Annotated in this window: 26 protein-coding genes; 17 read left to right on the top strand and 9 right to left on the bottom strand. The window is 37.7% G+C overall.

The window, feature by feature from the left end; translation table 11 throughout:
• Positions 1-8: 8 nt before the first annotated feature.
• The 5 genes from AC1RJ8_RS12705 (at position 9) to AC1RJ8_RS12685 (ending at position 3,090) form a co-directional block, all read left to right on the top strand.
• Positions 9-611, top strand: coding sequence for a hypothetical protein (locus AC1RJ8_RS12705; protein WP_492954042.1), 603 nt, complete (start codon positions 9-11; stop codon positions 609-611).
• Positions 612-613: 2 nt separating this feature from the next.
• A complete protein-coding gene (locus AC1RJ8_RS12700) occupies positions 614-1,021 on the top strand; it encodes a GNAT family N-acetyltransferase (RefSeq protein WP_492954043.1) in 408 nt (135 codons plus the stop codon).
• A gap of 91 nt (positions 1,022-1,112) precedes the next feature.
• On the top strand, positions 1,113-2,228 hold the full coding sequence (locus AC1RJ8_RS12695) for a M42 family metallopeptidase (RefSeq protein WP_057932128.1): 1,116 nt from the start codon (positions 1,113-1,115) through the stop codon (positions 2,226-2,228).
• Positions 2,228-2,494, top strand: a complete 267-nt coding sequence (locus AC1RJ8_RS12690) for a hypothetical protein (RefSeq protein WP_492954044.1) — start codon at positions 2,228-2,230, stop codon at positions 2,492-2,494. Before AC1RJ8_RS12695 ends, AC1RJ8_RS12690 begins: the two co-directional genes overlap by 1 nt.
• Before the next feature lie 188 nt (positions 2,495-2,682).
• A complete protein-coding gene (locus AC1RJ8_RS12685) occupies positions 2,683-3,090 on the top strand; it encodes a PAS domain-containing protein (RefSeq protein WP_492954045.1) in 408 nt (135 codons plus the stop codon).
• A gap of 5 nt (positions 3,091-3,095) precedes the next feature.
• On the opposite strand, the gene xth is transcribed toward AC1RJ8_RS12685, so the two are convergent.
• The 7 genes from xth to AC1RJ8_RS12650 form a co-directional block, all read right to left on the bottom strand.
• A complete protein-coding gene (gene xth / locus AC1RJ8_RS12680; protein ID WP_492954046.1) occupies positions 3,096-3,872 on the bottom strand; it encodes an exodeoxyribonuclease III in 777 nt (258 codons plus the stop codon).
• A 314-nt stretch (positions 3,873-4,186) separates the two neighbouring features.
• Complete coding sequence (locus AC1RJ8_RS12675; protein WP_492954047.1) at positions 4,187-4,555, bottom strand: response regulator; 369 nt, start codon at positions 4,553-4,555, stop codon at positions 4,187-4,189.
• A gap of 78 nt (positions 4,556-4,633) precedes the next feature.
• Positions 4,634-5,152 (bottom strand): RNA polymerase sigma factor, encoded by a 519-nt coding sequence (locus AC1RJ8_RS12670; RefSeq protein WP_492954048.1) that lies wholly within the window; start codon positions 5,150-5,152, stop codon positions 4,634-4,636.
• Between the two features lie 125 nt (positions 5,153-5,277).
• Positions 5,278-5,928, bottom strand: coding sequence for a response regulator (locus AC1RJ8_RS12665; RefSeq protein ID WP_492954049.1), 651 nt, complete (start codon positions 5,926-5,928; stop codon positions 5,278-5,280).
• Positions 5,929-5,968: 40 nt separating this feature from the next.
• On the bottom strand, positions 5,969-7,045 hold the full coding sequence (locus tag AC1RJ8_RS12660) for a PAS domain-containing sensor histidine kinase (protein ID WP_492954050.1): 1,077 nt from the start codon (positions 7,043-7,045) through the stop codon (positions 5,969-5,971).
• 366 nt (positions 7,046-7,411) lie between these two features.
• Positions 7,412-8,527, bottom strand: a complete 1,116-nt coding sequence (locus tag AC1RJ8_RS12655; RefSeq protein ID WP_492954051.1) for a Gfo/Idh/MocA family protein — start codon at positions 8,525-8,527, stop codon at positions 7,412-7,414.
• A gap of 178 nt (positions 8,528-8,705) precedes the next feature.
• Complete coding sequence (locus AC1RJ8_RS12650) at positions 8,706-9,131, bottom strand: helix-turn-helix domain-containing protein (protein WP_492954052.1); 426 nt, start codon at positions 9,129-9,131, stop codon at positions 8,706-8,708.
• A 275-nt stretch (positions 9,132-9,406) separates the two neighbouring features.
• On the opposite strand from AC1RJ8_RS12650, the gene AC1RJ8_RS12645 reads away from it, so the two are divergent.
• From AC1RJ8_RS12645 to AC1RJ8_RS12610, 8 genes are all read left to right on the top strand, one after another.
• Entirely contained in the window at positions 9,407-9,823 is a 417-nt protein-coding gene (locus tag AC1RJ8_RS12645; RefSeq protein WP_492954053.1) for a DUF1801 domain-containing protein, read from the top strand.
• A gap of 366 nt (positions 9,824-10,189) precedes the next feature.
• The gene (locus AC1RJ8_RS12640; RefSeq protein WP_492954054.1) at positions 10,190-12,607 is read left to right on the top strand and encodes an alpha/beta hydrolase family protein; all 2,418 of its coding nucleotides are present in this window, start codon (positions 10,190-10,192) and stop codon (positions 12,605-12,607) included.
• Between the two features lie 378 nt (positions 12,608-12,985).
• Positions 12,986-13,882, top strand: coding sequence for a DnaJ C-terminal domain-containing protein (locus tag AC1RJ8_RS12635; RefSeq protein WP_492954055.1), 897 nt, complete (start codon positions 12,986-12,988; stop codon positions 13,880-13,882).
• Between the two features lie 5 nt (positions 13,883-13,887).
• Positions 13,888-14,193 carry a chaperone modulator CbpM gene (locus AC1RJ8_RS12630; protein WP_492954056.1) on the top strand — a complete coding sequence of 102 codons (306 nt, stop codon included), beginning with the start codon at positions 13,888-13,890 and terminating at the stop codon, positions 14,191-14,193.
• A 94-nt stretch (positions 14,194-14,287) separates the two neighbouring features.
• Complete coding sequence (locus AC1RJ8_RS12625) at positions 14,288-15,862, top strand: helicase HerA-like domain-containing protein (RefSeq protein ID WP_492954057.1); 1,575 nt, start codon at positions 14,288-14,290, stop codon at positions 15,860-15,862.
• A gap of 11 nt (positions 15,863-15,873) precedes the next feature.
• The gene (locus tag AC1RJ8_RS12620) at positions 15,874-16,536 is read left to right on the top strand and encodes a hypothetical protein (RefSeq protein WP_492954058.1); all 663 of its coding nucleotides are present in this window, start codon (positions 15,874-15,876) and stop codon (positions 16,534-16,536) included.
• 125 nt (positions 16,537-16,661) lie between these two features.
• Positions 16,662-17,561, top strand: coding sequence for a nucleotidyltransferase family protein (locus AC1RJ8_RS12615; protein ID WP_492954059.1), 900 nt, complete (start codon positions 16,662-16,664; stop codon positions 17,559-17,561).
• On the top strand, positions 17,552-18,628 hold the full coding sequence (locus AC1RJ8_RS12610; protein WP_492954060.1) for a phosphotransferase enzyme family protein: 1,077 nt from the start codon (positions 17,552-17,554) through the stop codon (positions 18,626-18,628). Before AC1RJ8_RS12615 ends, AC1RJ8_RS12610 begins: the two co-directional genes overlap by 10 nt.
• A 689-nt stretch (positions 18,629-19,317) precedes the next feature.
• On the opposite strand, the gene dnaK is transcribed toward AC1RJ8_RS12610, so the two are convergent.
• Positions 19,318-21,228, bottom strand: coding sequence for a molecular chaperone DnaK (dnaK, locus tag AC1RJ8_RS12605; protein ID WP_057932249.1), 1,911 nt, complete (start codon positions 21,226-21,228; stop codon positions 19,318-19,320).
• Between the two features lie 431 nt (positions 21,229-21,659).
• On the opposite strand from dnaK, the gene AC1RJ8_RS12600 reads away from it, so the two are divergent.
• Together AC1RJ8_RS12600 and AC1RJ8_RS12595 are read left to right on the top strand one after the other, a co-directional pair.
• Positions 21,660-22,019, top strand: a complete 360-nt coding sequence (locus AC1RJ8_RS12600; protein ID WP_492954061.1) for a DUF1304 domain-containing protein — start codon at positions 21,660-21,662, stop codon at positions 22,017-22,019.
• Between the two features lie 50 nt (positions 22,020-22,069).
• Positions 22,070-22,645, top strand: coding sequence for a murein L,D-transpeptidase catalytic domain-containing protein (locus tag AC1RJ8_RS12595; protein WP_492954062.1), 576 nt, complete (start codon positions 22,070-22,072; stop codon positions 22,643-22,645).
• A gap of 169 nt (positions 22,646-22,814) precedes the next feature.
• On the opposite strand, the gene AC1RJ8_RS12590 is transcribed toward AC1RJ8_RS12595, so the two are convergent.
• Positions 22,815-24,002, bottom strand: a complete 1,188-nt coding sequence (locus AC1RJ8_RS12590; RefSeq protein WP_492954063.1) for a class I SAM-dependent methyltransferase — start codon at positions 24,000-24,002, stop codon at positions 22,815-22,817.
• A gap of 245 nt (positions 24,003-24,247) precedes the next feature.
• Between AC1RJ8_RS12590 and AC1RJ8_RS12585 the strand changes: the two genes are divergently transcribed.
• On the top strand, positions 24,248-25,984 hold the full coding sequence (locus AC1RJ8_RS12585) for a GMC family oxidoreductase (protein ID WP_492954064.1): 1,737 nt from the start codon (positions 24,248-24,250) through the stop codon (positions 25,982-25,984).
• Between the two features lie 10 nt (positions 25,985-25,994).
• Positions 25,995-26,627, top strand: coding sequence for a gluconate 2-dehydrogenase subunit 3 family protein (locus AC1RJ8_RS12580; protein ID WP_492954065.1), 633 nt, complete (start codon positions 25,995-25,997; stop codon positions 26,625-26,627).
• Positions 26,628-26,689 lie beyond the last annotated feature (62 nt).

Here is a 26,689-nt window from a genome sequence, read left to right as displayed (position 1 = left end):
AAAATTTCATGAAATCTAAAAACGCAATCAAAACATTTTCGGCCTTACTTATTTGCCTGGCCATTTTCGGTAAAGCAAAAGCTCAAGACAGTACGAATGTAGAGCAGCCAACCGAAGTAAAATCATTAAATAAAATAAGGCTGAACCTCTTGTCTTTGCATTATGAAAGAGAACAAAAGATAGGAAAACTAACTACAGCCTACGTAGGTGCGGGTATAGCAGGAACCTTTTTGTTAGAGTATAATTACAATTATAACAGTGGAAGTGACACTAAAACCTATTTTGATCTTTCACCAAACATGTACGCCGGAATCAGGAAATATTACAATTTTGAAAACAGAATAAAAAAAGGAAAAAAAACCATTAATAACGCGGCTAATTATTTTGGTCTCGATGTAGCTACATATTTTTCTCCCTTGCTTAAAGAAGGCAACATTAATCAATATAATGTGATAGATTTTGAAATCGGAATCACTCCTCAATGGGGCATCCAACGAAGTATTGGTAAAAAAACAAATTTTGAACTCTCATTAGGTCCAACTATACGCATCAATAAATATGAAACCTATTATGGTGTTGATGGTAGAATAGGCTTTAGCTTTTTATTATAACTATGGTTCAAATTGAGCAAATATTCCCTTCTCTAACCTGGCGGATCAGGCATGAGGCTATGTATCCAGAATTACCTTTTGATAGTGTAAAACTTCCCGATGATTTTGACGGCATCCATTTTGGATTATACCTCGATCATAAATTAACGGGAGTAGTTTCTTTATTTCATGATGGGGATATTTATCAGTTCCGTAAGCTTGCTATCCTGCCCGATACTCAAAAAGCAGGTTATGGCTCGCAACTAATGGCCTATATCCTTGATTTTTGTAAAATTCAAAAAGCGACAAAACTATGGTGCAATGCACGTGTAAATGCTAAGGAATTTTATTTTAAATTTGGCTTCCATGAAACAGATAAAACCTTTTTTAAAGATGGTTACGATTTTGTGGTAATGGAAAAAGAACTTTAAATTACCAACCGTCATGCTGAATTTAGTTCAGCATCTCATTAATCAGATCCTGAATCAAGTTCAGGATGACGAATAATTATAGAATAATATTATGGCTAAGAAAAAAGACGACGAAAAGAAAAAACATGTTGCTGTGGTAACTAAAAAATCGCTGCAGTTTCTAGAAGAATACATCAATAACCCTGCGCCTACCGGTTACGAATGGGAAGGGCAAAAACTTTGGTTAAACTATTTAAAACCATATATCGACGAACATTTTATCGATAACTACGGTACTGCTGTAGGTGTTATTAACCCTAAAGCTGCTTTTAAAGTAGTTATAGAAGCACATGCCGATGAAATTTCATGGTATGTAAATTATATTACCGCAGATGGTTTAATATATGTAATCCGCAATGGCGGTTCAGATCATCAGATTGCGCCATCAAAACGTGTGAATATTCATACTGAAAAGGGCTTGGTTAAAGCGGTATTCGGTTGGCCGGCAATCCATACCCGACATGGCGAAAAGGAACAGGCACCAGAATTAAAAAATATCTTTTTAGACTGTGGTTGTACTACAAAAGAAGAAGTAGAAAAATTGGGCATTCACGTAGGCTGTGTAATTACCTACGAAGATGAGTTTATGGTTTTGAACGACCGCTATTATGTTGGCCGTGCCTTAGATAACCGTGTGGGCGGCTTTATGATTGCCGAAGTAGCACGTTTATTAAAAGAGAACAAGAAAAAACTTCCTTTCGGCTTATATATTGTAAACTCTGTGCAGGAAGAAATCGGTTTACGCGGTGCCGAGATGATTGCCCAGCGCATTAAACCAAATGTGGCCATTATTACCGATGTAACACACGATACCACTACGCCAATGATCAACAAAAACATTCAGGGCGATTTATCGGCCGGTAAAGGTCCAGTAGTTTCGTATGCACCAGCTGTTCAAACCAATTTAAATAAATTATTAATTAAAACGGCTGAAAAAAACCATATTCCTTTCCAGCGCCAGGCATCTTCGCGTTCTACCGGAACCGATACCGATGCTTTTGCCTATTCGAATGGCGGCGTACCATCAGCATTAATTTCGCTGCCGTTACGCTATATGCATACTACCGTAGAAATGGTACACAAAGAGGATGTTGACAATGTAATCAGCTTGATTTATGAAAGCTTGTTGAACATTACAGACGGTCAGGATTTCAGAGAGTTTAAATAATGAAAAAAGTAAATCACCAAAAAATCATCATCAGCACCTTGCTAAAGGTTTTGCTAATGATTGTTATTATTTTCATTCTTAACTCCTGGCCAAACATTAAACAGAGTTTTAGTGGTAATATCCCACCATTTAGTTACTGGCTGGATCATAGTTTCAAAATAAGTAATATCATCCTCATCTTAGGATTTGGTGGTTATTTCTATTATAAAGATTTAAGCGATCAAAAAGAACTGATAGAAAAGTCGAAAAATACCAATCAGCATTAATTAATTCCCATATAAGTCAAGTTTTAAAGCTTGACTTATTTTTTTACCTGCTCGGGCAGCTACGCTAAACATCCTACCTTTTGCTCCGCATTTTATTTAAATCCCTGGGCACTACGTTTATTTTTATTAATGCTCAAAATATTTTTACATTGTTTATGTAATTTCCCCAAATAGTTTATCCTTTATTTATGAGTCCAAATAAGAAAAATATTGATCTATCCATTATTTGCGATGATCATTGGGATGTGGTATTTGACCACGTTGGCCTTGGTTTTTGGGAGTTGAGTATCGCAACTGGCATACTCCGTTCAACCCGGTCATTTAAGAAAAACTTAGGCTGTCCACCAGATGAGGTTTTAAGTTATGAAAAAGTTTTAGGCTTAATCCTACCTGAAGACCTTGACCTCGTTCAGGACGAAATTGAACTCACGGTTTCGCGAGAAAAAAAGAGTTACCACACAATATATAGAATTTGCCGGCCTGATGGAGAAATTAGGTGGATAAAAGCCGATGGAATACTATCGCAACAGGACGGCGAATGCTTAAAATTAATAGGAACAATTTTAGATGTAACCGATTTAAAGAATAAGCCTTAATCATATTAAGCCTCGTTTAGTTCAATCCATACCGGACCGTGATCGCTTGTTTTTTCCCAGCCCCTCACTTGTTTGTCTACTCCTGCAGATTTTAAGCGATCACTAACTTGGGGACTCAGTAAAAAGTGATCAATTCTTAATCCCGCATCTCTACCATATGCATTCCTGAAATAATCCCAAAAGGTATATATCGTTTCTGTAGGGTATAATTTTCTGATCGCATCTGTCCAGCCTTGCGCCATTAAATTTTGAAATGCCAACCGGGTTTCGGGACGGAATAAAGCATCTTCAACCCAACGTTCTGGTTTATAAGCATCCAGCTCCGTAGGTATTACATTATAATCACCACATAAAACTACTGGCAAGTTATATTCTAACAGTTTTGCCGCGTGGGCTGTAAAACGTTCAAACCATCGTAACTTATATTCGAATTTTGGTCCTGGCGCCGGATTTCCGTTCGGAAGGTAAAGACAACCAATTATAACATTATTCACCATCGCTTCGATGTACCGGCTGTGCAAATCTTCAGGATCGCCATCCAAATTTCGTTTTAGCTCTTTTATTTCCAGGTTTCGAGCCAGTATAGCAACGCCATTCCAACTTTTTTGACCATGCCAAATGGCATTATAACCAACATCTTTAATAGCCTGCTCGGGAAACTTTTCTTGCGGTGCCTTTAGTTCCTGTAAACAAACTACATCGGGTTGGGTTTCTTCCAGCCAACGTAAAAGAACAGGTAAGCGCCCATTTATTCCGTTTACATTATAAGTTGCTATTTTCATCTGTATCAATATGTTTTAATGGTGATGAAGCAATCATGATTGATCAGAGTATAATTTTGGAAAATCATGATAATTTCATTTTATAAATCTCCGCAATAAAACTCAAAAATGAAACTAAGTATTTCAGATCTTAAAACTAAGAGTGGCTCAACAATCCTTCTAATATGTAATCTTTAACTATTTACACCGCTTTTTAAAACTAATAATAAACTAAAATGTTTAATTTTGGAGATTCATTCATGTTTGAGCGCATGTTTGAGTTTAGATATAGGGATAGGCTGTTTAGTCTATCCCTTTTTTTGCTCAAATGATCTTCAATTTTTATCCAACAATGTTTTCACTATCTGTTGGAGATCCATAATATCAAAAGGTTTTTCAATGATGGCAGTTGGTGAGCAGCCTAAATTTTCCATGTTTACAGCCGAAAGCAATATAATGGGCAAATGAGCTGTTTTACGATTGTGTTTTAATTTATTGCAAATATCCCGACCATCATGTTTACCAATACGGATATCCAATAAAATAACATCTGGCAGAAAATCAGCGATTGCATCTTCCAGATCATCGGCGCTTAAAACGCCTTTAACCAGGTAATGCTCTCCCTCAAAAATTAAATTTATAATGTCGTGGATGTTCTCATCATCATCAACTATGAAGATTTTTTTAACTAGCATGTTGCTCATATGCAACAAATCTAATTTAAGTTAATTAGCCCACATGACGTATTTATACCTGAATTTACCGAATAAATGAGGAGAAAATTAGGCAGCCAAACCAGATTTATAATTTTTAAGCATCTTTTTTAAAAGTCCTCTCGCTACATGTATTTTGGTTTTAACAGTACCCAAAGGGATATCGAGCTCAGCAGCAATTTCATGATATTTATAACCTTCAAAATAACGGCAAAAACAAAAACGACAATCTTCTGGCAAGGCATTTAATGATTTTTGGATGTCCTCCATCATAAATTTTGCTGTACCACCGTTAGATGATGCGCTTGGAACCAGTTGGATGGAAGTTAAATCCTCTTCCTGCTGGATCATTTCATTTTTCCGTTTTACCTTATAATAGTGATTAAGAAAGGTATTTTTTAGAATTGTAAAAAGCCAGGCGCGCACATTACTTCCCATTTCAAACTTAGCCGAAAACCTAAATGCCTTCATAAAGGTATCTTGAACTAAATCAGCTGCATCGTCTTCATCACGCGTATAGGCTAATGCACGATCAAAAAGTGGTTGTCTGTATTGGTATATGTCACAATTGAAATTTAATGTTTCCATGATTCGTTTTAGGTATGATGTAAATATTCAACAAACAGTACCTTGCAATGTTATTTGTAGAAATACCCGATTTTTTACGGTTTATTTAAAACGTTGAAAAAATGCCCTAAAACGATCAAAAAATACTAAGCTACATAACCATTTCGCATAGCAAAACGAACTAAAGAAGCAGAGTTTTTTGTGCCGGTTTTACTGATCAACGCTTCTCTCTGGCTCTCTACTGTCCGCCTGCTTAGGTACAATTTGTCTGCTATCTCTTGGTTGGTCAACCCATCTGCAATGAGTTTTAATACATTAATTTCGCGTTCAGAAAAGTTGATTTCAGTATTCATTTTTTGCGAAAGCATGTTTAACTGGGTATTAAAACGCTCTAAAATGGAGATGCATAAATTAGAGGAAAGATACCGTTTTCCCTTCATTACATGCTTTAAGCAAAACAGCAATTCATCTTCTTCGATATCTTTTGACAGGTAAGCAAAAGCACCTGATGTAAAGGCATTTGACGCATACTTTTCATCATCTAAAATAGACAAAACAACAACTTTTATATCGTATCCCCGCTCCCTAATGGTACTGGCTAAAGCTATTCCATCGAGCCTGGGCATTACAATATCTGATAAAATGATATCAGCTTTTATTCCCTTTTCCAAAAGATCCAAAACCGCTAAACCGTCTGATACTTCTGCAACAACCTTGATGCCTTCGTGTTTTTCTATAAGTGCTTTAAGTGAGGTTCGGATAATATGGTGATCATCCGCAAGAATAATGTTAATCATAACTCAAATATAACTTACGCTGTTTTAAAATTAAAAAAGGCTACTTAGGCAGCTCAATATAGAAGGTAGTTCCGATACCAATTTTGCTTTTAAACCAGATTTTTCCTTGGTGCAGCTCAACAATTGCTTTGATTATGCCCATACCAAATCCTCCCGATTCTTCGCCTTTTAAACCTGGCCTTAAAGTTTCGGGCAAATGATCAAAAAGCCCAGCCTGCAAGGCATCTGGAATTCCAACCCCATTATCGGCTACAGTAATTAAAACAGTACTTTCATGTTCCTCGGCATGTAAAGTGATATTTCCATGATCGGCAGTAAATTTTATTGAATTTGAGATTAGATTATTGATTACCTGCATAAATTTCATACTATCCAAGTGCAGATAAATCTGTTCGGCAGAACTTGTGAATTTAATATTCTTCATTTTGCCTAGTTTTGATCGTTTGTAAAAACGAACCACATCTCTAAGTTCCCAGACTAAATCGGCACGCTCCTTGCCAATTTCTATTATCGATGATTTTAAAAACTCCCGGTTAATCATACTCCGTACCAAAAGCAGGTTACGCTCACACATATCATGAATAAACGCTAACGAGTTTATCATCTGCTCATCGCCTGTTTGGGCAACACCTTTTTTCATAGATGAGGCAGTTAATTTCATCATGGCCAGCGGTTCTTTTAAATCGTGCGCCAATACTTCCAAGGTGATATTTTTTCTGGCGTTTATTTGTTCAATATGGATTTTATTATGGCGCATTATCGTGGTATCTTCTACTGTACCCACTAAACGCTTTACTTCCCCATCGGCAACAGCAAACACAGTTACCCGCACATACTTTTCTCTATCAACAAATAGTAAACGGAATTCATATTTTTTCTCTGTACCATCTTCAAGGCACTCCTTGTAACAGGACTTTACATGTGCCGAATCTTCAGGGTGTACCCGCTTAAAAAGTAACTGTGGCTTGGCCATAATTTCATCAATGCCAAGTTCCCAAATTTTACTTATCGATTTATTGAGGTATGAAAAATTTTGCGCCGTGTAATCGAAAATAAAATACCCGTCAGCAGAACGATCCCCCAGATTACAAAAAAGTTCGTTATTTAATTCGGTCATGATTTAGTGCTTGATAACTTGTACATAAGGATAATTAAGAAGCTCCTGAGCAGTCAAATCACAAACACCATACACCGTAAAATGTTTTATATAAAAAAATTACGTAAACCTACTTTACATATAGTGGTATTTTGTTCCGTTATGTAAATATCATACACGATTCTGTAGAGATATTAACATTTTCCACACGATGTGCAAAATTATTTTGCAGATCAAAACCAACTATTGCCTAAATTGTTAAGCATAAAGGAAAGATAAAAAAGTCCTGTGAGCGGGAGATCCGCGGAGGGCAGGCACACCATAGAGAAGGCACCATTCTTCTTACCAATAGCCATCACACAGGTGGCTATTTTTATTATTTAGTAACTATCTTAAAATCACCTTTTTACCCGTTTGAGCTGATTTTTTCGCAGCCGCTAAAATTTTGACCACAATTAAATTATTCGGCAGCGAGGATAAATCATTTGCAGGATTAATTTCTCCTTTTAAAACTGCAGATAGATAACTTAAGTGGTTTGAATAAATTGGCTTCAATGTCTTAGCCTGGTAAATTTTATAGTCGTCCTTCCCATTATTCTTTAGCCTTAACGTTTTATCATTAATGGCCTGCATGTATCCATTTACACCAAATACTTCCATATCTTTTATGCTAAAGGGCCAATTCCATGATGCTTCGATAATTCCTGTAGCTGATGGATACTCCAATAAAATTGTTGCATCGTCATCAACATTCGGATAAACATCTTTTTTAATCTGATGGGTAACTGCGCTAACCGAGATTGGGGCTTTTCCATCCATTAACCAGGTCATTAAATTGGCACCATAACAGCCAAAATCTACCAATGCGCCTGCCCCGTTCTGATTTGGATCAGTTAACCAGCTTAAAAACTCAGCACTTACCCCAATTTCTTTTGGTCCCTGATGGCCGTCGTGCACAATTATTTTTCGCAAGGCACCAATGGTATTCGCTTCCTTTACATCTTTATAAAGCTCCTGATTACTCGCATACCAGGTAGTTTCATAATTGGTGAGTACGTGTACTTTATACTGTGCAGCTAGTGCAGCCATTCTTTCTGCCTGTTTAACTGTTATCGCCAACGGTTTTTCTACCATTACCGATATGCCGAGGGGAGCGGCAGCTTCAACTACAGCCAAATGTTCGCTTATGGCATTGTATGCCAAAACAACATCAGGTTTCTTTTTCTTTAATAAATCAGGAAGGTTCTTATAAAATAGGCTATCGGGAATTTTATAGCGGTTTTTAAACCTTTTAACCAGCTCAGGATTACTTTCGGCAATGCCAATAATGTTCACTTCAGCTTTTTGGTAACTGTTCATAATAAGATAAACATGATCGTGAGTTAGCCCTGCTATTGCCACATTTAATTTTTGCTGTGCTTTAACAGCACAAGAAATAACTAAAAAGCAAAGAATAAAGCTATTGGTGATAAAAAAGTACCTAATCAGATAAGTAGTCCTCATACGCTCATTTCTAAAATTGATATTACCAAATTAGAAATTTAAAAAGCTCTTGATGTTAATACCTAAAAATATTACAATGTTGAAGATAGGAAAATGAGATGACCAGCGGTAAGATGTAAATAAAAAGAAAAATCTAACGGGATGACTTAGCTTATTTCTATTGGCAAAAAACTTAGTTTTATTGATATAAAAATGTATCAGATCTTTTATTTCTAAGGGGGAATTCCTTATCAATTGGCTCTAACTCTTGCTGCTCTTCTGTAATTAACAGGTCGTTGTACTTTTCCAGCAGATGAATATATTTATTCATCCAGAAATACACAGAATTATTATCCGAACCGATTTGTTTACCCGGATCTGCCGTTTGATTGATGGATTCGGCATTGTATTTAGGGAAAGCTTCCGGAAATGCCGAAGAAAGATCCTGACCTAATAACTTGCCTACCTGCCAAATTACTTCGTGCCCAATTCTGTCTTGACCAAACCAGTTGTAAATTGTTCTGCGGCTTACATTAAGTTTCCTTGAAAGCTCACTGATGCCCATGCGATCTCTGCGCACTAAGCGTTCAAGAATTTCTCCTTGTTTTTGTTGTTGTGTTGTCATTGAGATAATTAATTTTTAAAAAAATGAAAAAAATAATTAAATCAGTTATCGGGGACGATTGACAATTCAAATGTAAGAATAAGTGTATAAGGTTGTATAAAAGGTGTTGATTTTTTGACATATGTCAAACTGCATTAGCGAAATACTGTGAAATACGCTCAAAATGAATGATTTTTAAGCCTACTCTTCTTAAGAAATAACGTATTACTTTAAATACAATAACCGCAGAAATTGAAATTATTTGATCAAATCCTTATATTCATCATAAAAAAGACATGGCACAGAATAAAACTACCGAAAACGATTTAAGCGTTCCAGACTTTTTAAATACCATTCCCAATGAAAATAAAAGAGCCGATTGTTTTAACCTGTCGGATATCTTAAGTTTAACCACAGGTTTTAAAGCTAAAATGTGGGGAAATGCCATTGTTGGTTTTGGAAGTTACCATTACAAATATGAAAGCGGCCGTGAAGGCGATGCACCATTGGTTGGTTTTTCTCCAAGAAAAGATGCCATAGTTTTATATCTATCTTCTCAATTTAAAGATCGTGAAGAATTGCTTTCCAAATTCGGTAAACATAAAACATCCAAAGCCTGTATCTATGTAAAAAAAATGAGTGATATCCATATCGAAGTTTTAAAAGAAATGATTATCAACGCTGTAGCCCACACAAGCAGCTTGTATCCTTAATAGAAGATGTAAAACATATGATGGAACTGGGCTACTATAGTATGAGCGTTTTTCATTTGCCACAAATGCACAGAAATCAACATAAGATATAGACTATCCTCCCAAGTACAGCAAAGCATCTTATTACCACTTCATATGCATCTATTCTTGCGGCTAAAAGATTGCCGCATAATCTTAACTCCTCAATGGTTAAAACAATAATATCGGGAACTTAAAGACATTAAAAAGGTCGTTTATTAAAAAGATTATTCAGTACCTTCAGAATGACAGAAAATCATCCCTTCGTGATGTAAATAAGAAGTTACGCGATAATAATTTAAATTTTACAATATTTGATCATTCCTTATTTCGAACAAAAAACTGGAAATGATAAAAAAATTACACCTCTATTTATTAATAGCGGGCACTTGTGTTTCGCTTAATTCGATTGCACAAGATGCAGTAAGCTACCAAACACCCCCAAAAGAAATTGCCGATTTATTACTTGCCAAACCAACACCTGGTATAAGTATTGATGGCAAAGCAGAATGGATCTTGTTTAGCGAGCGAAACTCGTATCCTTCAGTAGAAGAACTGGCTTTACCCGAATACAGAATTGCAGGCTTACGGTTAAACCCAAATAATTACTCCCCCAGCAGGCAAACCTACATCAACAATTTCAGCTTAAAAAACATCAAATCCAACCAAACGTTTCAGGTTTCAGGATTACCAACTCCATTATACGCCAGCAACATTAGCTGGAACCCATCAGAAAATAAAATTGCCTTTACCCATACCACTCAAAAAGGAGTAGATCTTTATATTATTGATCTTGCTACAAAAAAAGCAGTCAAAACCAATAAGGCTTTTTTAAATGTGGTTTTAGGTAGTGGCCTTACGTGGTTAAACGATAATACCATTATCTACCGCACGGTAACTAAACCTGCAAGCGCTGCACCTACAAAACCGTTGATGCCCAAGGGGCCAACCATTCAACAAAATTTAGGGAAAGCTGCACCAAGCGCCACTTTTCAGGATCTGATTAAATCACCTTTTGACGAACAACTGTTCGAGTTTTTTGCAACTTCACAATTGGTAAAAAATACAGCAGGTGTAGAAACAGCCATTGGTAAACCAGCTATTTACGGATCTACAAGTTTATCGCCTGATAAAAATTACATGATGATCGAAACCATACGCAAACCTTTTTCTTATTTGGTTACTGCCAATGGTTTTCCATCAACGGTAACCATTACTGATTTAACCGGTAAAACCATTAAGGTTGTTGCTGAACTACCTTCATCAGAGGGTACGCCATCTGGTTATGACAATACGCAAAATGTACCGCGTGGTTTCGATTGGAGAGATGATGAACCTGCTACACTGGTTTGGAGTAAGCCATTGGATAGTGGTTTAATTAAAAAAGATGTTCCCTTTCATGATGCGGTTTATGCGCTAAGCGCACCTTTTACAGGTACAGAAAAAGAATTATTTAAAACACAGACCCGCTACCGTGGCGTACAATGGGGTGATGCCAACCTTGCCCTGATTATGGAAGGTTTACGTAGCAAACAAACCAATAAAGTGAGCCGTTATAACCCTACAACAGGCGAAGTAGAAGAACTATACAGCCGCAACCAAACAGATGCTTACGGCAACCCAGGTTCTCCGGTTACTACGAAAAACAAATATGGCCGGCAGGTAATTAAAACAGTTGATAATGGCACTAAACTGTTAATGAACAATATAGTAGGTTCATCAGAAAAAGGAGACTTACCTTTCTTAGCCAAATTCGACTTAACCACTAAAAAGAATGAGATTATCTGGCGCAGCGCCGAAGGAACCTTCGAATATGTAAGTGATGTAATAAATCCTGATAAACTGGTTTTGCTTACCCGTAAAGAGAGTCAGAAATTAGTACCTAACTACTTTATTAAAAACTTGATGCTTCGCATCGCCGATCAACCAATTACTAATTTCACTAATCCATATCCATCTTTAGAAGGCATTACCAAACAGAAAATTTCTTACAAACGTGCCGATGGTGTAGATTTAACAGGCGACCTGTATTTACCTAAAGGTTACAACAAAGACAAAGACGGGCCATTACCTTCATTAATTTGGGCTTACCCACGCGAGTTTAACTCTGCAGCCGATGCCGCACAGATTCGTGGTTCGAAAGATAAATTTACTACAATTAGCTGGGCCTCTCCTATTTTCTGGGTAACCCGTGGTTATGCAGTCCTCGATAACGCAGAAATGCCAATCGTAGCCAAAGACGGTAAAAAACCTAACGATACTTTTGTAGATCAGTTACAGCTCAATGCGGAGGCAGCCATTAATAAACTGGCCGACTTAGGCGTTGGCGATAAAAAACGGATGGCCGTTGGAGGACATAGTTACGGCGCATTTATGACCGCAAACCTACTGGCTCATACTAATCTTTTTGCTGCAGGTATTGCCCGCAGCGGCGCTTATAACCGTACACTTACACCCTTTGGCTTCCAAAACGAAGAACGCACCTATTGGCAGGTACCTCAGTTGTATTACGAAATGAGCCCGTTCAGTTATGCAGATAAGATTAAAACTCCGATATTGTTAATCCATGGTGATTCTGACGATAACCCAGGCACCTTCCCTATTAATAGCGAACGTTTGTTCAATGCCATTAAAGGTGCCGGTGGTACTACCCGTTTTGTATTTTTACCTTATGAAGCACATAGCTATCGCGGCAAAGAAAACTTGTTGCATATGCTTTGGGAGCAAGACCAATGGTTAGAAAAATATGTAAAAAACAAAAAATAAATCTCTCTCTACCTTTATCGATTAAAGTGCCTCTATATGGGGCACTTTTTTTGTTTAAGGATGTTTCCTTTTCGTGGTGTCAGATATTTCTATCTGATACTATACAATAAATATTAGTTCAATCACTCAGTTTCTGTCTTTCCGATAATTATGTTTATTATAAGTCTATTGATCAGTCAGATGGTAACATCTGACAGCACATAAAAGCCAGTTAAGATAATTGCCGAAAATCTTAATGTTCTTAATTTCTTAATGGCGAAGTATCTCAAACTATCCTACCTAAGTGGTTAAGACAATTCCCATTGAAATACACCATTATAAAACCTACATTTATACAATAAAATTGAACATTACTGTTATTTATTTGTTAAAGCCATTATGGACTACATAGACTATTATAAAATCCTCGATTTAAAAAAAGACGCAACGACTGAGGATATTAAAAAAGCTTATAGAAAATTAGCCCGAAAGCACCATCCCGATCTTAACCCCAACAATGAGGAAGCCAATAAAAAATTTCAGCAAATTAATGAGGCAAACGAAGTTTTAAGTGATCCGGAAAAGCGTAAGAAATATGACAAGTATGGTAAAGATTGGCAACATGCCGATCAGTTAGATGCGCAGCAACAGCAGCAAAGGCAATACCAGTCGCAAAGTGGTGGATATGGCGGTAATAGCTATTCAGGAGGTTTTGGAGGCGAAGATTTTTCTGATTTCTTTTCTTCGATGTTTGGCGGTGGCGGAGGCAGAAGCAGTAGAAATTCTCCTTTTAAAGGTCAGGATTATAATGCCGATTTGCAACTGAATCTACTCGATGCTTATACCACGCATAAACAAACCTTAACCGTAAATGGTAAACAAGTACGCATTACCATTCCGGCGGGAGTAGAAAATGGGCAGAAAATTAAACTAGCAGGTTACGGTGCACCAGGTGTTAACAATGGTCCCCCGGGAGATTTATACATTAAATTCAACATTACAGATCATCCAAAATTTAAACGAAAAGGAAACGACATCTACATCCAGGAAGAAATAGACCTATACACCGCCATTTTAGGTGGCGAAAAAATTGTAGAAAGCTTAAACGGCAAGGTCAAACTTAAAGTGCCTGAGGGGACACAGCCCGATGCTACACTACGTTTAAAAGGAAAAGGGTTTCCTCTTTATAAAAAAGATAATCAGTTTGGCGATTTATATATCAAATGGCAGGTAAAATTACCTACCAATCTAAATGTAGAACAAAAAGAACTATTCGAAAAACTTTCCAAATTCTAACCATTATGGGAACCAATCTAATACCTGTAGAAGACATCTGTGCTTACCACCACGTTGAGATCAACTTTATCCAATCGCTTGAAGATTTTGGCCTGATCCACACCACGGTTAAAAAGCAATCGCACTTTTTGCCTGTTGATGAGTTGACCAAACTGGAGCAGTATCTTCGTCTAGCACACGACCTGGAAATCAACTTAGAGGGTATTCATGCTGTTTCGCATCTGCTTAATCAATTGCAAAATATGCAGGAGGAAATAACCGCACTTCAGAACGAACTAAATTATTATAAGCAACTTAACCAACACCGTTAAACAACCGTTTGTGCAGTGTTTTGCATTAAAAGTGGAAACAAAAACACAATCTTTTTAAGATATCTTTCTTAAATTGGCAATCTAATTTAAAAAAATGAGTGATATTTCTTCAAAATTCATCGAAAAAATAAAATCATCCTACGCCCCTTCAGGCTCGTACATTTATTTAGGCGCCGGAATTTTAGACGGTCAGGTTTACAGCGAAGCTGAGGTTAATTTGTCGTTAAAAATGATGAATAGACATGGTTTAATTGCTGGAGCAACCGGAACAGGTAAAACACGTACCCTGCAATTATTGGCAGAGCAACTGTCAGATGCCAGCGTCCCTGTTTTTATGTTAGATGTTAAAGGAGATTTATCAGGTTTAAACCAGCCAGGCTCCGTTAATCCAAAAATAGAAGAAAGAGCACAACAGCTCAACAAACCCTTTTCTCCATCTGGTTTTCCGATAGAGGTTTACTCGCTCTCCGGCAAAATGGGTGCACAAATGCGGGCAACCGTGCTTGAGTTTGGTCCCACGTTATTATCGAAAGTTTTAGACCTGAACGATACCCAGGCAGGCGTAATGGCCGTAATCTTTAAATATGCCGATGATAACAAAATGCCTATTATCGATTTAAATGATTTAAAGAAACTGGTTTCTTATCTATCAGAAGGTGCCGGAGCCGCCGAAATAAAAAGCAGTTATGGCACTATTTCTACCGCTACTTCCGGTACAATATTAAGAAAGATTGTCGCTATTGAGCAGCAAGGATTAGCGGGTATGTTTGGCGAAAAATCTTTTGACATTGAAGACCTTTTCGAGCGTGTTGATGGCAAAGGAACCATAAGTTTGTTAAATATTGCAGATGTTCAAAATCAACCAGTACTGTATTCTACCTTTTTGTTAAGCTTACTGGCGGAGTTATTTAATACCATGCCCGAAGTTGGCGATTTAGACAAACCAAAACTGATTTTCTTTTTTGATGAAGCCCATTTATTGTTCAAAAATTCTTCGAAAGCATTTTTAGAGCAGATTGAAACCATTATCAGGTTAATTCGTTCAAAAGGAATTGGTGTTTTCTTCTGTACCCAGGCACCTACCGATGTACCTGAAAGTGTTTTAGGGCAATTGGGTAACCGTGTACAACATGCATTAAGGGCATTTACACCTAATGATGTAGATGCTTTGAAAAAAACAGTTAATACCTATCCAAAATCAGATTTCTACGAGATCGACAAAATATTAACTTCACTGGGAACAGGACAGGCTTTGGTTACGGTATTAAATGAAAAAGGCATACCTACAGAGGTATCTGCTACCATGCTCACCCCACCAAGAGCTGTAATGGGCCCACTTACCGCTGCAGATTTCGATCAGCTTGTTCATGCCAGTTCTAAGTATGCTAAATATAAAGACCCTATCGATCCTGAAAGTGCTTATGATATTTTAACTAAACGCATTAATGAGCAAACTGCAGCAGCAGAACAAGAAAAACAGGAAGCTGAAGCTCAAAAACAGGCCGAACAAGAAAGCAAGCCTAAACCGGGCGAAAAGAGCCTTGTTGAACAGGTAATGGGTGCAACAATAACACGCCAAATTGGTAAAGAAATTGTTCGCGGTATTTTTGGCATGCTTACAGGAAAGAAAACTCGCTCAAAAACTGGTGGTGGTTTATTTGGATTTTAAATAACTTAACTATGAAGTATCTATTTTTAGTTCTCTCGCTTATTTCATTAAATTCCTACAGTCAATATGCACTTACTCCATTTGCAGAAGTTCAGGGCACCCAATTAAGAGAAATAAAGTACGAAGATGTAACAGGCTCTCCCTATTTATTTGATTACTGGCTTAAAGGGAAAGTAACGACCAAATCGGGTAAACATTATGAAAACATGCCATTAAAATATAATGTAATGGATGATAAGCTGATTTTCAAACATGAAAACGGCAATTTGATGCATTTTGCAGAACCAGTTACAGCATTTGAACTTTTAAATCCAGAATTAAACATATCGAATAAGTACATTAATGGGTTGCCGATAGTAGATCATTTTAATAATGATTCTTATTTTGAAGTTATCTTTTCAGGACAGACTTCATTATTTAAAAAAACGAATAAAAAGATTATTGAAAGTAAACAATACGGCTCTGCAGTTATCAATAAATCTTTTAATACGACAGATAGCTATTTTATACTTAGCAATGGTGATTTTTCAAAAATTACGCCAACAAGAAAGACAATTCTGGCTTTATTCCCTTCTAAAGAACAAGAATTAAATAATTATTTAAAAAAAGAAAAGATTGATTTCAAACAAGACAGTGATTTAAAAAGGTTATTTGAATACTTAACTAAAATATAAAAATAAAACCCCTGGTTATTTATAATTAAAATTAAAATAGCATTACTATTTTCGCATTATGAATACAATATGATTAAACTAATTTATTTTAATCATATAAAATTCTCAAAATAAAATAACAATAGATGAAACCTACCCTATTAATATTGGCTGCAGGTATGGCAAGCCGTTATGGAAGTATGAAACAAATCGATGGTTTTGGCCCCAATGGCGAAACCATTATCGATTATTCAATATATGATGCAATTAACGCTGGCTTTGGCAAAGTTGTATTTATTATCAAAGAAGAGTTTGTAAATGAATTTAAAGCCATTTTCGAACCAAAACTTGAAGGAAGAATAGAAACCGAATATGTTTTCCAAAACTTCGATCTAAAACAATTTGGCATAGAAGAAGAAATATACAGGGAGAAACCCTGGGGTACTGCACATGCAATCCTTTCAGGCAGAAACGCAATTAAAGAACCATTTTGTGTAATTAACGCTGATGATTACTATGGTTTTGATGCCTTTAAAAAGATGGTCGATTTCTTAACTACAGAGGTAACAGACAGCAACTATGCTATTATCGGTTATGAGGTTGGCAAAACTTTATCAGAATTTGGTGCTGTTTCGCGTGGCGTTTGCAAAGTAGATGCAGCTGGCAATCTGGAAGAAATTGTAGAACGCACAAAAGTTTATCCTAAAAATGGCAGTATTTTTTATGAGGAAAATGGCGAAGAGTTCCCATTAGCCTATGAAACGCCTGTTTCAATGAATTTCTGGGGATTTACACCTGCGGTTTTCAAAATTACGGAAGAATTGTTCAGAGAATTTGCTGAAGCAAACAAAGATAAACCTAAGGCAGAATTCTTTATTCCATTAATTGGCGAAAACCTGGTAAAAAGTAATACAGCGACCTTTAAAGTAGTACCAACCTCAAACAAATGGTTTGGTGTTACCTATAAAGAAGACAAACCTTATGTTCAGGATAGCATTGACCAATTGGTTAAAAACGGAACATATCCAGAAAAACTATGGAACTAGATTTAGATTCCGAAGTTTTAAAAGCCTACGGATACGCTAAAGAAAATACAAAAATTACACAAATAGGTACGGGTTTAATTAACCGTACTTATTTGCTTTCGCCCCTATCCGAAAAGAAGAAATACATTCTTCAAAATATAAATACTTCGGTTTTTAAATCACCACAGGCCATTGCCAACAACCTGCGGGCTATTGCCGATTACCTCACCTTCACTTACCCTGAATATCTTTTTATCAAACCTGTTTCTACCACAAATAGTGAAGAAATGGCGCACATTCATCATGAATATTGGCGGATGCTTCCTTTCGTGCCAAACACCATCTCATTAGACGTTTTAGCCGATCCTAAGCAGGCATATGAAGCTGCAAAACAATTTGGCAAACTGAGTAGATTATTAGATGATTTTGATGCAAAAACACTTCAGCCTACTATCCCGGGTTTCCACGATTTAGGTTTAAGGTACGAACAGTTTACTTTGGCCCTAAGCCATGCAGAAGAAACTTTAAAAGAAGAGGCAAAAACACAAATTGAAGATGCGCTGGCACATAAATATATTTTAGATTATTATACCTCATACTCCCACAGAACGGATTTTCCAGATCGTGTAATGCACCACGATACCAAAATCAGCAATGTTTTATTAGATAATAAAACTTACGAAGGTATCTGCGTAATCGATTTGGATACCATTATGCCTGGCAAGTTTATTTCCGACCTGGGCGATATGATGCGTACTTATCTTTGTGCCTTCTCTGAAAACGAAACCGATCTGGATAAAGTGAAGATTCGTTTACCTTACTTTGGGGCCACAATAAAAGGTTACTTATCTGAAATGAAAAGTATTTTAACCAAAACAGAAAAAGAGCTGATCTTATTCTCAGGAAAATATATTATTTATATGCAGGCCCTGCGCTTCCTAACTGATTTTTTAAGCGGTGATAAATACTATCCTATTAGTTACCCCACACAAAACTTAGACCGTACCAAGAATCAGTTTAAACTATTGCATGAAATTGCTATAAACGAAAAAGAGTTACAGGATATTATTGAACAGAATTTAATTTAGATTTTGTCGTTCGTCAACCTGATCCCATAGCTATCGGATTTATTTCAGTGGCCAAAGCTTGGTTGCACTCTGCTACCAATTGATAGTTTAATAAAAATCCTCGTCATCTCGACTGAAACGCAGTGGAATGGAGATATCTATCTCGATAGATTTAGCTTCGCTGAACACTTCGTGGTTCTCGGCTACGCTACACCCGATAGCTATCGGGTCAGCTCGAAATGACGACCTCTATTAAAACCTCGCAGATTTTTAAGACCTGCGAGGTCTAAAACATCAGCCATAAACAACAAACCCTCCTCCATAAACCCGACAGCAGCGAAAATACTTTTTTAAAACAGTTGCGCTAATACGAGGCGAAGTAACCAATAGAAAAGATGCTTCGTTCCTCAGCCTGACAGTTGTTCTTTAAAAAGATTGAAGCGAATGGCGGGACTGCTGTTTCCGAAAAGGTACAGAACCCTTGATTTTCTAATTGTTTTCAACCATAGACATATAAGTATAAGTTCTTGTTTAAACCTGCGAGGTTAGCATGAAAAGATTGCTTCCCCGAAAGGTCGGGACAGGCTGTCGGCTGAAAAAGCCTTCTCGCAATGATGATTTTGCACAAAAAAAGCGCTCCTGAACTTAATCAGAAACGCTTTTATTTTATCTCCCCAAGACTTAAGGCTCAGGAATCAGACTCAAGACTATTATTTCTTATCGTCTTCTTTTACTTCTTCAAAATCAACATCAGTAACGTTATCGCCACCACCTTGAGGCTGACCATCAGCTTGTGGTTGTTCGCCACCTTGAGGTTGCTCACCAGCTTTGTACATTTCTTCTGATGCTACGTTCCATGCAGCTTGCAATTCAGCTTGTGCTGCATCGATATCTGCAAAGTTACGTGATAAATGCGCAGCTTTTAATTTCTCTAAACCAGCTTCGATTGGTGCTTTTTTATCAGCAGATAATTTATCACCAAACTCTTTCAATTGTTTCTCGGTAGAGAAAATTAAAGCATCAGCACCATTGATTTTATCAGCTTCTTCTTTCTGCTTAGCATCGTCTGCTGCATTAGCTTCAGCTTCTTCTTTCATTTTTTTGATCTCAGCATCAGTTAAACCTGAAGATGCTTCGATACGGATTTTTTGCTCTTTACCGGTCGCTTTATCTTTAGCACTAACGTGTAAGATACCATTGGCATCAATATCAAACGATACTTCTACCTGAGGCACACCACGAGGTGCTGGTGGAATACCATCTAAAATGAAACGGCCAATTGTACGGTTCTGAGCAGCCATTGGGCGCTCACCTTGTAAAATGTGGATCTCTACTGAAGGCTGGTTATCAGCTGCCGTTGAGAAAGTTTCCGATTTTTTAGTTGGGATAGTTGTGTTAGACTCGATTAATTTAGTCATTACACCACCCATCGTTTCAATACCTAATGATAAAGGCGTAACGTCTAATAACAATACATCTTTAACATCACCAGTTAACACACCACCTTGAATAGCAGCACCGATTGCCACAACCTCATCAGGGTTAACACCTTTACTTGGCTCTTTACCGAAGAAAGCTTTAACCGCTTCCTGAATAGCAGGGATACGTGTAGAACCACCTACCAAGATAATTTCGTCGATATCGCTTGTGCTTAAACCAGCATTTTTCAAAGCAGATTTACAAGGATCGATTGTACGTTTAATCAAACTATCAGCCAATTGCTCAAATTTAGCACGAGATAATGTACGTACCAAGTGTTTAGGGCCACTAGCATCAGCAGTAATGTATGGTAAGTTAATTTCAGTAGAAGTTGTGCTTGATAACTCAATTTTAGCTTTCTCAGCAGCCTCTTTTAAACGTTGTAAAGCCATTGGATCTTTAGCTAAATCCATGCTGTTTTCAGCTTTGAATTCGCTCGTTAACCAATCAATAATAATGTGGTCAAAGTCATCACCACCTAAGTGTGTATCACCATCAGTAGATTTTACTTCAAAAACGCCATCACCCAATTCTAAAACAGAAACGTCATGCGTACCACCACCACAGTCAAAAACAACGATTTTCATGTCTTTGTGTGCTTTATCCAAACCATAAGCTAAAGCAGCTGCTGTAGGCTCGTTAATGATACGTTTTACAGTTAAACCTGCAATCTCGCCAGCTTCTTTAGTAGCTTGACGTTGTGCATCGTTAAAATAAGCTGGTACAGTAATTACCGCTTCAGTTACTTCCTGACCCAAGAAATCTTCAGCAGTTTTTTTCATTTTCTGTAAAATCATCGCAGAAATCTCTTGTGGAGTATATTTTCTGTCGTCGATTTCAACACGTGGTGTATTGTTATCACCTTTAACTACTTTATATGGTACACGTCCAGCTTCTTTCGCACTTTCGTCGTAGCTGTTACCCATAAAGCGTTTAATCGAATATATCGTTTTTGTTGGGTTGGTTATAGCCTGACGTTTAGCAGGCTCGCCAACCTTACGCTCACCGTTTTCTGCAAAAGCAACAATAGACGGTGTAGTACGTTTACCCTCACTGTTTGCGATAACTACAGGCTCGTTGCCCTCCATTACGCTCACGCAAGAGTTTGTTGTTCCTAAGTCTATTCCAATAATTTTTCCCATTGTATTTGTATTTTCTCTTTTTAAAGTATTATAATTTCTACTCCTGTTAAACAATGCTTGTGCCAATTGGGTTTTGGCAGATAATACCGGTGAAAGACTGATAAAATGTAAAAAAAGAGGCAATAGTTTACTGACAGCATGACAGAATAAGCTGAAAGGCTAAAGCTTTAAAGACTAAAGCTAAGTGTAAATTCCCTAAAATGATTTGAAAATGACAGTCAGCAGTACTTCGGAAGCAGCAGTCCCGCTAACCGCTTTACTTCGTTTCACTCGTGTTCGCTATTATCGGGTTTATTAAACAGCTTTTTTGCGCTTGGGTAATAAAAACACAAGCAGAAATAAGGAGTGATTATCTAAATCCCCTCAAAGTTTTATATCTTTAAATGACAATTAATCGGTGCAATCATTAAATCTGTGTAATCCAATCTATAATGCAATTAGCAGCTCAAATCGTAATTGGCTTAGTAGCCTTCATCCACATCTATATCCTTTGGTTAGAAATGTTTGCCTGGACCACAAGAGCGCCAAAGGTTTTTAAAACGATCCCAAAAGATTTATTTGTGCCAACAAAAACATTGGCAGCAAACCAGGGATTATATAATGGCTTTTTAGCTGCAGGTTTAATTTGGTCATTATGCATAACCGATCATCACTGGAAATTTTATGTAGCCGTATTCTTTTTAACCTGTGTTATTATCGCTGGCATTTATGGTGCAGCCACAGCAAGTAAAAAAATTCTTTACGTACAATCAATTCCAGCTTTAATAGCACTGATTTTATTGCATCTGTAAGTTGCATTCTATTGGTTGGTGTCGCACCAACCGACATGCCATAACATTATATGCACAAGCTATCCGTTCTCCTTATCTTGTTTACGCTGCTCGGTTTTAAACCCAGGGCCAATAACAAAATAAGTGCAGACAGAATTAAGGGTGCATTAGCCTTCTGTAAGAAAAATAAGATGGATACCACAATCGCCATTATGGTTGATATGAGTATCCATTCAGGTAAAAAAAGAATTTTTGTTTACGATTTTAAGCAAAAAGAAATCACCATCGGGGGGCTTTGTGCCCATGGTGTTGGTAGCGGAAGTACCCCAACAAAACCGGTTTTCAGCAATAAAGGAGGGAGTTATTGTACTTCATTAGGTAAATACAAAGTTAAAGGCCGCTCATACAGCAATTGGGGGATTAATGTGCATTATAAAATGTACGGTTTAGAAAAAACAAATAGTAGTGCTTTTAAACGGATTGTGGTTTTACATTCCTACACGCCAGTTCCCAACCAGGAAATTTACCCCCAAACTTTATTCGGACAAAGTGCTGGCTGTCCCGTTTTGTCAGACGGTACCATGCGAAAGATTGATGCATTGCTCAAAGCCAAGAAAAAACCGGTACTACTTTGGATTTATGAATAAGTGTTAAATTAATAAAAGCGGTCGTCACCCTGAACTTGCTTCAAGGTCTGGTTAACAAGGAGGATCGATACAATTGACCAGTGTCTTACCCAACGAAAACGCGCCATCTGTTTTTATAATGCATAATGGATGCTGAAATAAATTCAGCATGACGGCCATATTAGAAAATCTACAACTCCAACAATCTTTCCAAATGATGGTAACCAATTCCAAAATATTCTTTACTGGCTTTAATTTTTTGTAAAATTTCCGCCTTCCGCTCTGCGCCAAGCCCTTTGCCCTTCACCCCAACCACAAGCACATTTTTAGGTGTATGCGCATCCGAAATAAATTCGAAAACTTTGGTTTTATATCCGAAGTATTCTAAGATCAAGGCGCGGATCCCATCGGTAACCATTTCTGCCTGGCGTTCTAAAAAGATACCATATTTAGTTAAAAACGACACATCATTCTTCACTTTATTTTGCTCTATTTCCCTGCGAATCTGTTTGTGGCAACAAGGTGCAACAACAATCAGTTCAGCATTGGCTTTAATTCCTTTAAAAATGGCGTCATCGGTAGCGGTATCACAGGCATGGAGGGCAATTAACAAATTTACATGCTCAGCATTATAATCCTCAATCGTTCCCTGAACAAAATTCAATCTACCGAAAGCAGATTTAACAGCAACCTGATTACACAAATCAACCATATCCTGGCGATATTCTACGCCTACAACTTCAGTTTCCAATTTTAAAACCGAATGCAGGTAATCGTAGAGTGCAAAAGTTAGATAACCTTTACCAGAGCCCATATCAGCCACCTTTTTAATGGTTCCTTCTGGCAGCTCTTTAATCAAAGAACTTAAAATTTCGATATAATGGTTAATCTGGCGGAATTTATCCTGCGCATTCTTGAATACCTTTCCTTCTGCATCGGTGATTTTCAGTTCTGTCAAATATGACTTCGCATCAGGTTTAATCAACCTGGCTTTTTCTTTATCATGGTTGGCCGACGGCGCTGCTGCACTTGATGCTTTGCTTTCCCTAAAAACAACCTTACCATTGTTCAGTTCCTCCAAAATCAGATCCTTTTCGGTGGTAAACAAAGTACCGATTTTAAAACCTTTATTCAGATAATTACCAATCAAATCTATTGCTTCATCAACTACATAGTTTTTTACCACATCGCGGGTTTTATAGCGATAGGTAAAGGCCAGTTTATCTTCACGTTTAATCACAACCTTGCGGATAAGAATCTGCTTTAGTGCTACTTCTTCACCTTTATAGTTCCCTAAAGATACCTTTACAAAACTTGCTGTATTTAGGCTTTCTTTTAAAGCTGCAGTAAATTGTTCTATATATTCTGACTCTGGCATTGATAAATTTTAACGACAAAGATAATCAAGTTTATCCGGAGCAGAACATATCCATAATAATGTAACAATAGAGCGACCGTTTTAAGGGTTATTTGATTAAAAACGGCTAATCGGGCGATCACGTAATACGATTTAGAAATACAAATGGGCAATATTATCTATATTGATTCCAAAATAGTCGGACACTTCTATTTCAAAAAAATAAACTTTAGATTAGAGTATATAAAAATAGCTAACCACAATTCATGAGTGACTTTCAGATAAAAAAATCGCCTACCGTTTATGATGCCATTATTGTTGGCTCAGGTGCGGGTGGTGGAATGGCTGCATATGTACTGGCACATGCAGGTCAAAAGGTTTTAATGCTCGAAGCTGGTCAAAATTTCGATCCGCGATTAGATTCACATCAATTAAAATGGCCTTGGGAATCTCCCCGTCGCGGCGCCAGTACAACGCGTCCATTTGGAGATTTTGATGCTTCTTATGGAGGATGGGAATTAGAAGGCGAGCCTTATACCCAGAAAAACAAAAGCGAATTCGAATGGTTCCGTTCACGGATGCTCGGTGGGCGCACCAATCACTGGGGACGAATTTCTTTGCGGATGGGTCCGGACGATTTTAAACCTAAAGATGGCTTAACCGATGCCTGGCCCATTACCTACGCGGATGTAAAACCGTTCTACGATAAAGTTGACCGTATGATCGGTATTTATGGAACGGCAGAGGGTTTAGAAAATGAACCAGACGGAATCTTTATGAAACCGCCAAAACCGAGATTAAACGAACTTTTCATCAAAAAAGGTGCAGAAAAAGCTGGTGTAAAGGTAATTACCGGCCGTGGATCTGTACTTACCGAAGCCTTACCCAATAACAACGACCGTGCACCTTGTTTTTACTGTGGTCAGTGCGGAAGAAGCTGCAAGGTTTATGGCGATTTTTCTTCTTCTTCATGTTTGGTAAACCCTGCCGTAAAAACAGGAAATCTGACTGTGATTACCGATGCCATGGTGCGCGAAGTAATTACCGATAAAGACGGTACTGCAAAAGGCGTTTCATACGTAAACCGAAAAGACTTGCAAGAGTATCAGGTAAATGGTAAACTCGTTATTTTAGGTGCCAGTGCCTGCGAATCGGCCCGCATATTGTTGAATTCAAAATCAACATCTCACCCAAACGGCCTGGCCAATAGCAGTGGCGTGGTTGGAAAATATCTGCACGATTCTACCGGAGCAAGTGTTTCGGGTTTTCTCCCTCAGTTAATGGACAGAAAACGTTATAATGAAGATGGTTTGGGCAGTGTACATATCTATTCGCCGTGGTGGTTAGATAACCGTAAACTAAACTTCCCGCGTGGTTACCACATCGAATATTGGGGCGGCATGGGGATGCCTGCATATGGTTTTGGCGGCGGCGTAGCCCAAATGAACGGAATGGTACCTGGCAGAGATGGCAAAATGAAAGAAGCCGGAGGTTACGGAAAATCGTTAAAGGATGATTACCGCCGTTTCTATGGAACTGGTGTCGGAATGGCTGGTCGCGGAACGGCAATAGCCAGAGAAGACAACTATTGTGAAATTGACCCCAATACGGTAGATAAATATGGTATTCCGGTTTTAAGGTTTAACTATAAATGGGCTAAAGATGAAATTCTGCAGGCTAAACATATGCAAGAAACCTTCCTTTCCATCATGAAAGAAATGGGTGCAGTGGTTACTTCCGAAATTCAGGGCGCAGATACCAATTACGGTTTACTCAACCCCGGAAAAATTATCCACGAAGTTGGAACCATCCGCATGGGCGACGATCCTAAAAAATCAGCATTGAATAAATACTGCCAGGCGCACGACTGTAAAAACCTGTTTGTGGTTGATGCTGGTCCATTTGTTCAACAAGGTGATAAAAATGCCACCTGGACTATCCTGGCCCTATCTATGCGTACTGCTGAATATATTTTAGCTCAAAAGAAAAAACAAAACATTTAAGAATTACCATATGAATAGACGTGATTCCATAAAAGCATTAGGTTTAACAGCTGTTAGTACTGCGGTACTGTTAGAAGCCTGTAAACAGCCTGAAACAAAAACCGAAGTAGCCGCACCAGAAGAAACTGCAAAAGAAGCTGGAAGAGAACAGTGGGAAATAGACCGTGATAAGAAATTAAAAGCGGAAACCTTTTTCACTAAACACGAAATGGCTACCATTACCGTTCTTGCCGATATTATCATTCCTAAAGATGATGTATCGGGCAGTGCGTCTGATGCCAAAGTGCCGGAGTTTATCGAATTTATTGTAAAAGATATCCCTGAACATAAAGTACCGATGCGTGGCGGCCTGAAATGGCTGGATATATACAGCTTTAATAAATTCCAAAAATCATTTGTTGAGGCATCCGAGGATCAACAAATTTCAATTGTAGATGAAATTGCATACCCTAAAAAAGCGAGACCGGAAATGCAGGCGGGTGTAACCTTTTTCAATAGAATGAGAAATTTAACTGCATCAGGTTTTTACACTACAGAAATTGGCGTAAAAGATATTGGTTATGTGGGTAATGCACCAAACCAGTGGGCCGGTGTTCCAGCAGATGTGCTGAAACAGTACGGAATGGAGAATGTGAAGATATAGCTTCTCAAAAAAAATCGTCATCTCGACTGGAGCATAGCGAAATGGAGAGATCTATAATAGAT

The organism is Pedobacter sp. GW822-FHT03F06 (assembly GCF_058801365.1).
Note: the sequence above shows the minus strand (reverse complement) of the source record. Positions and strands in the feature narration are given on the sequence as shown.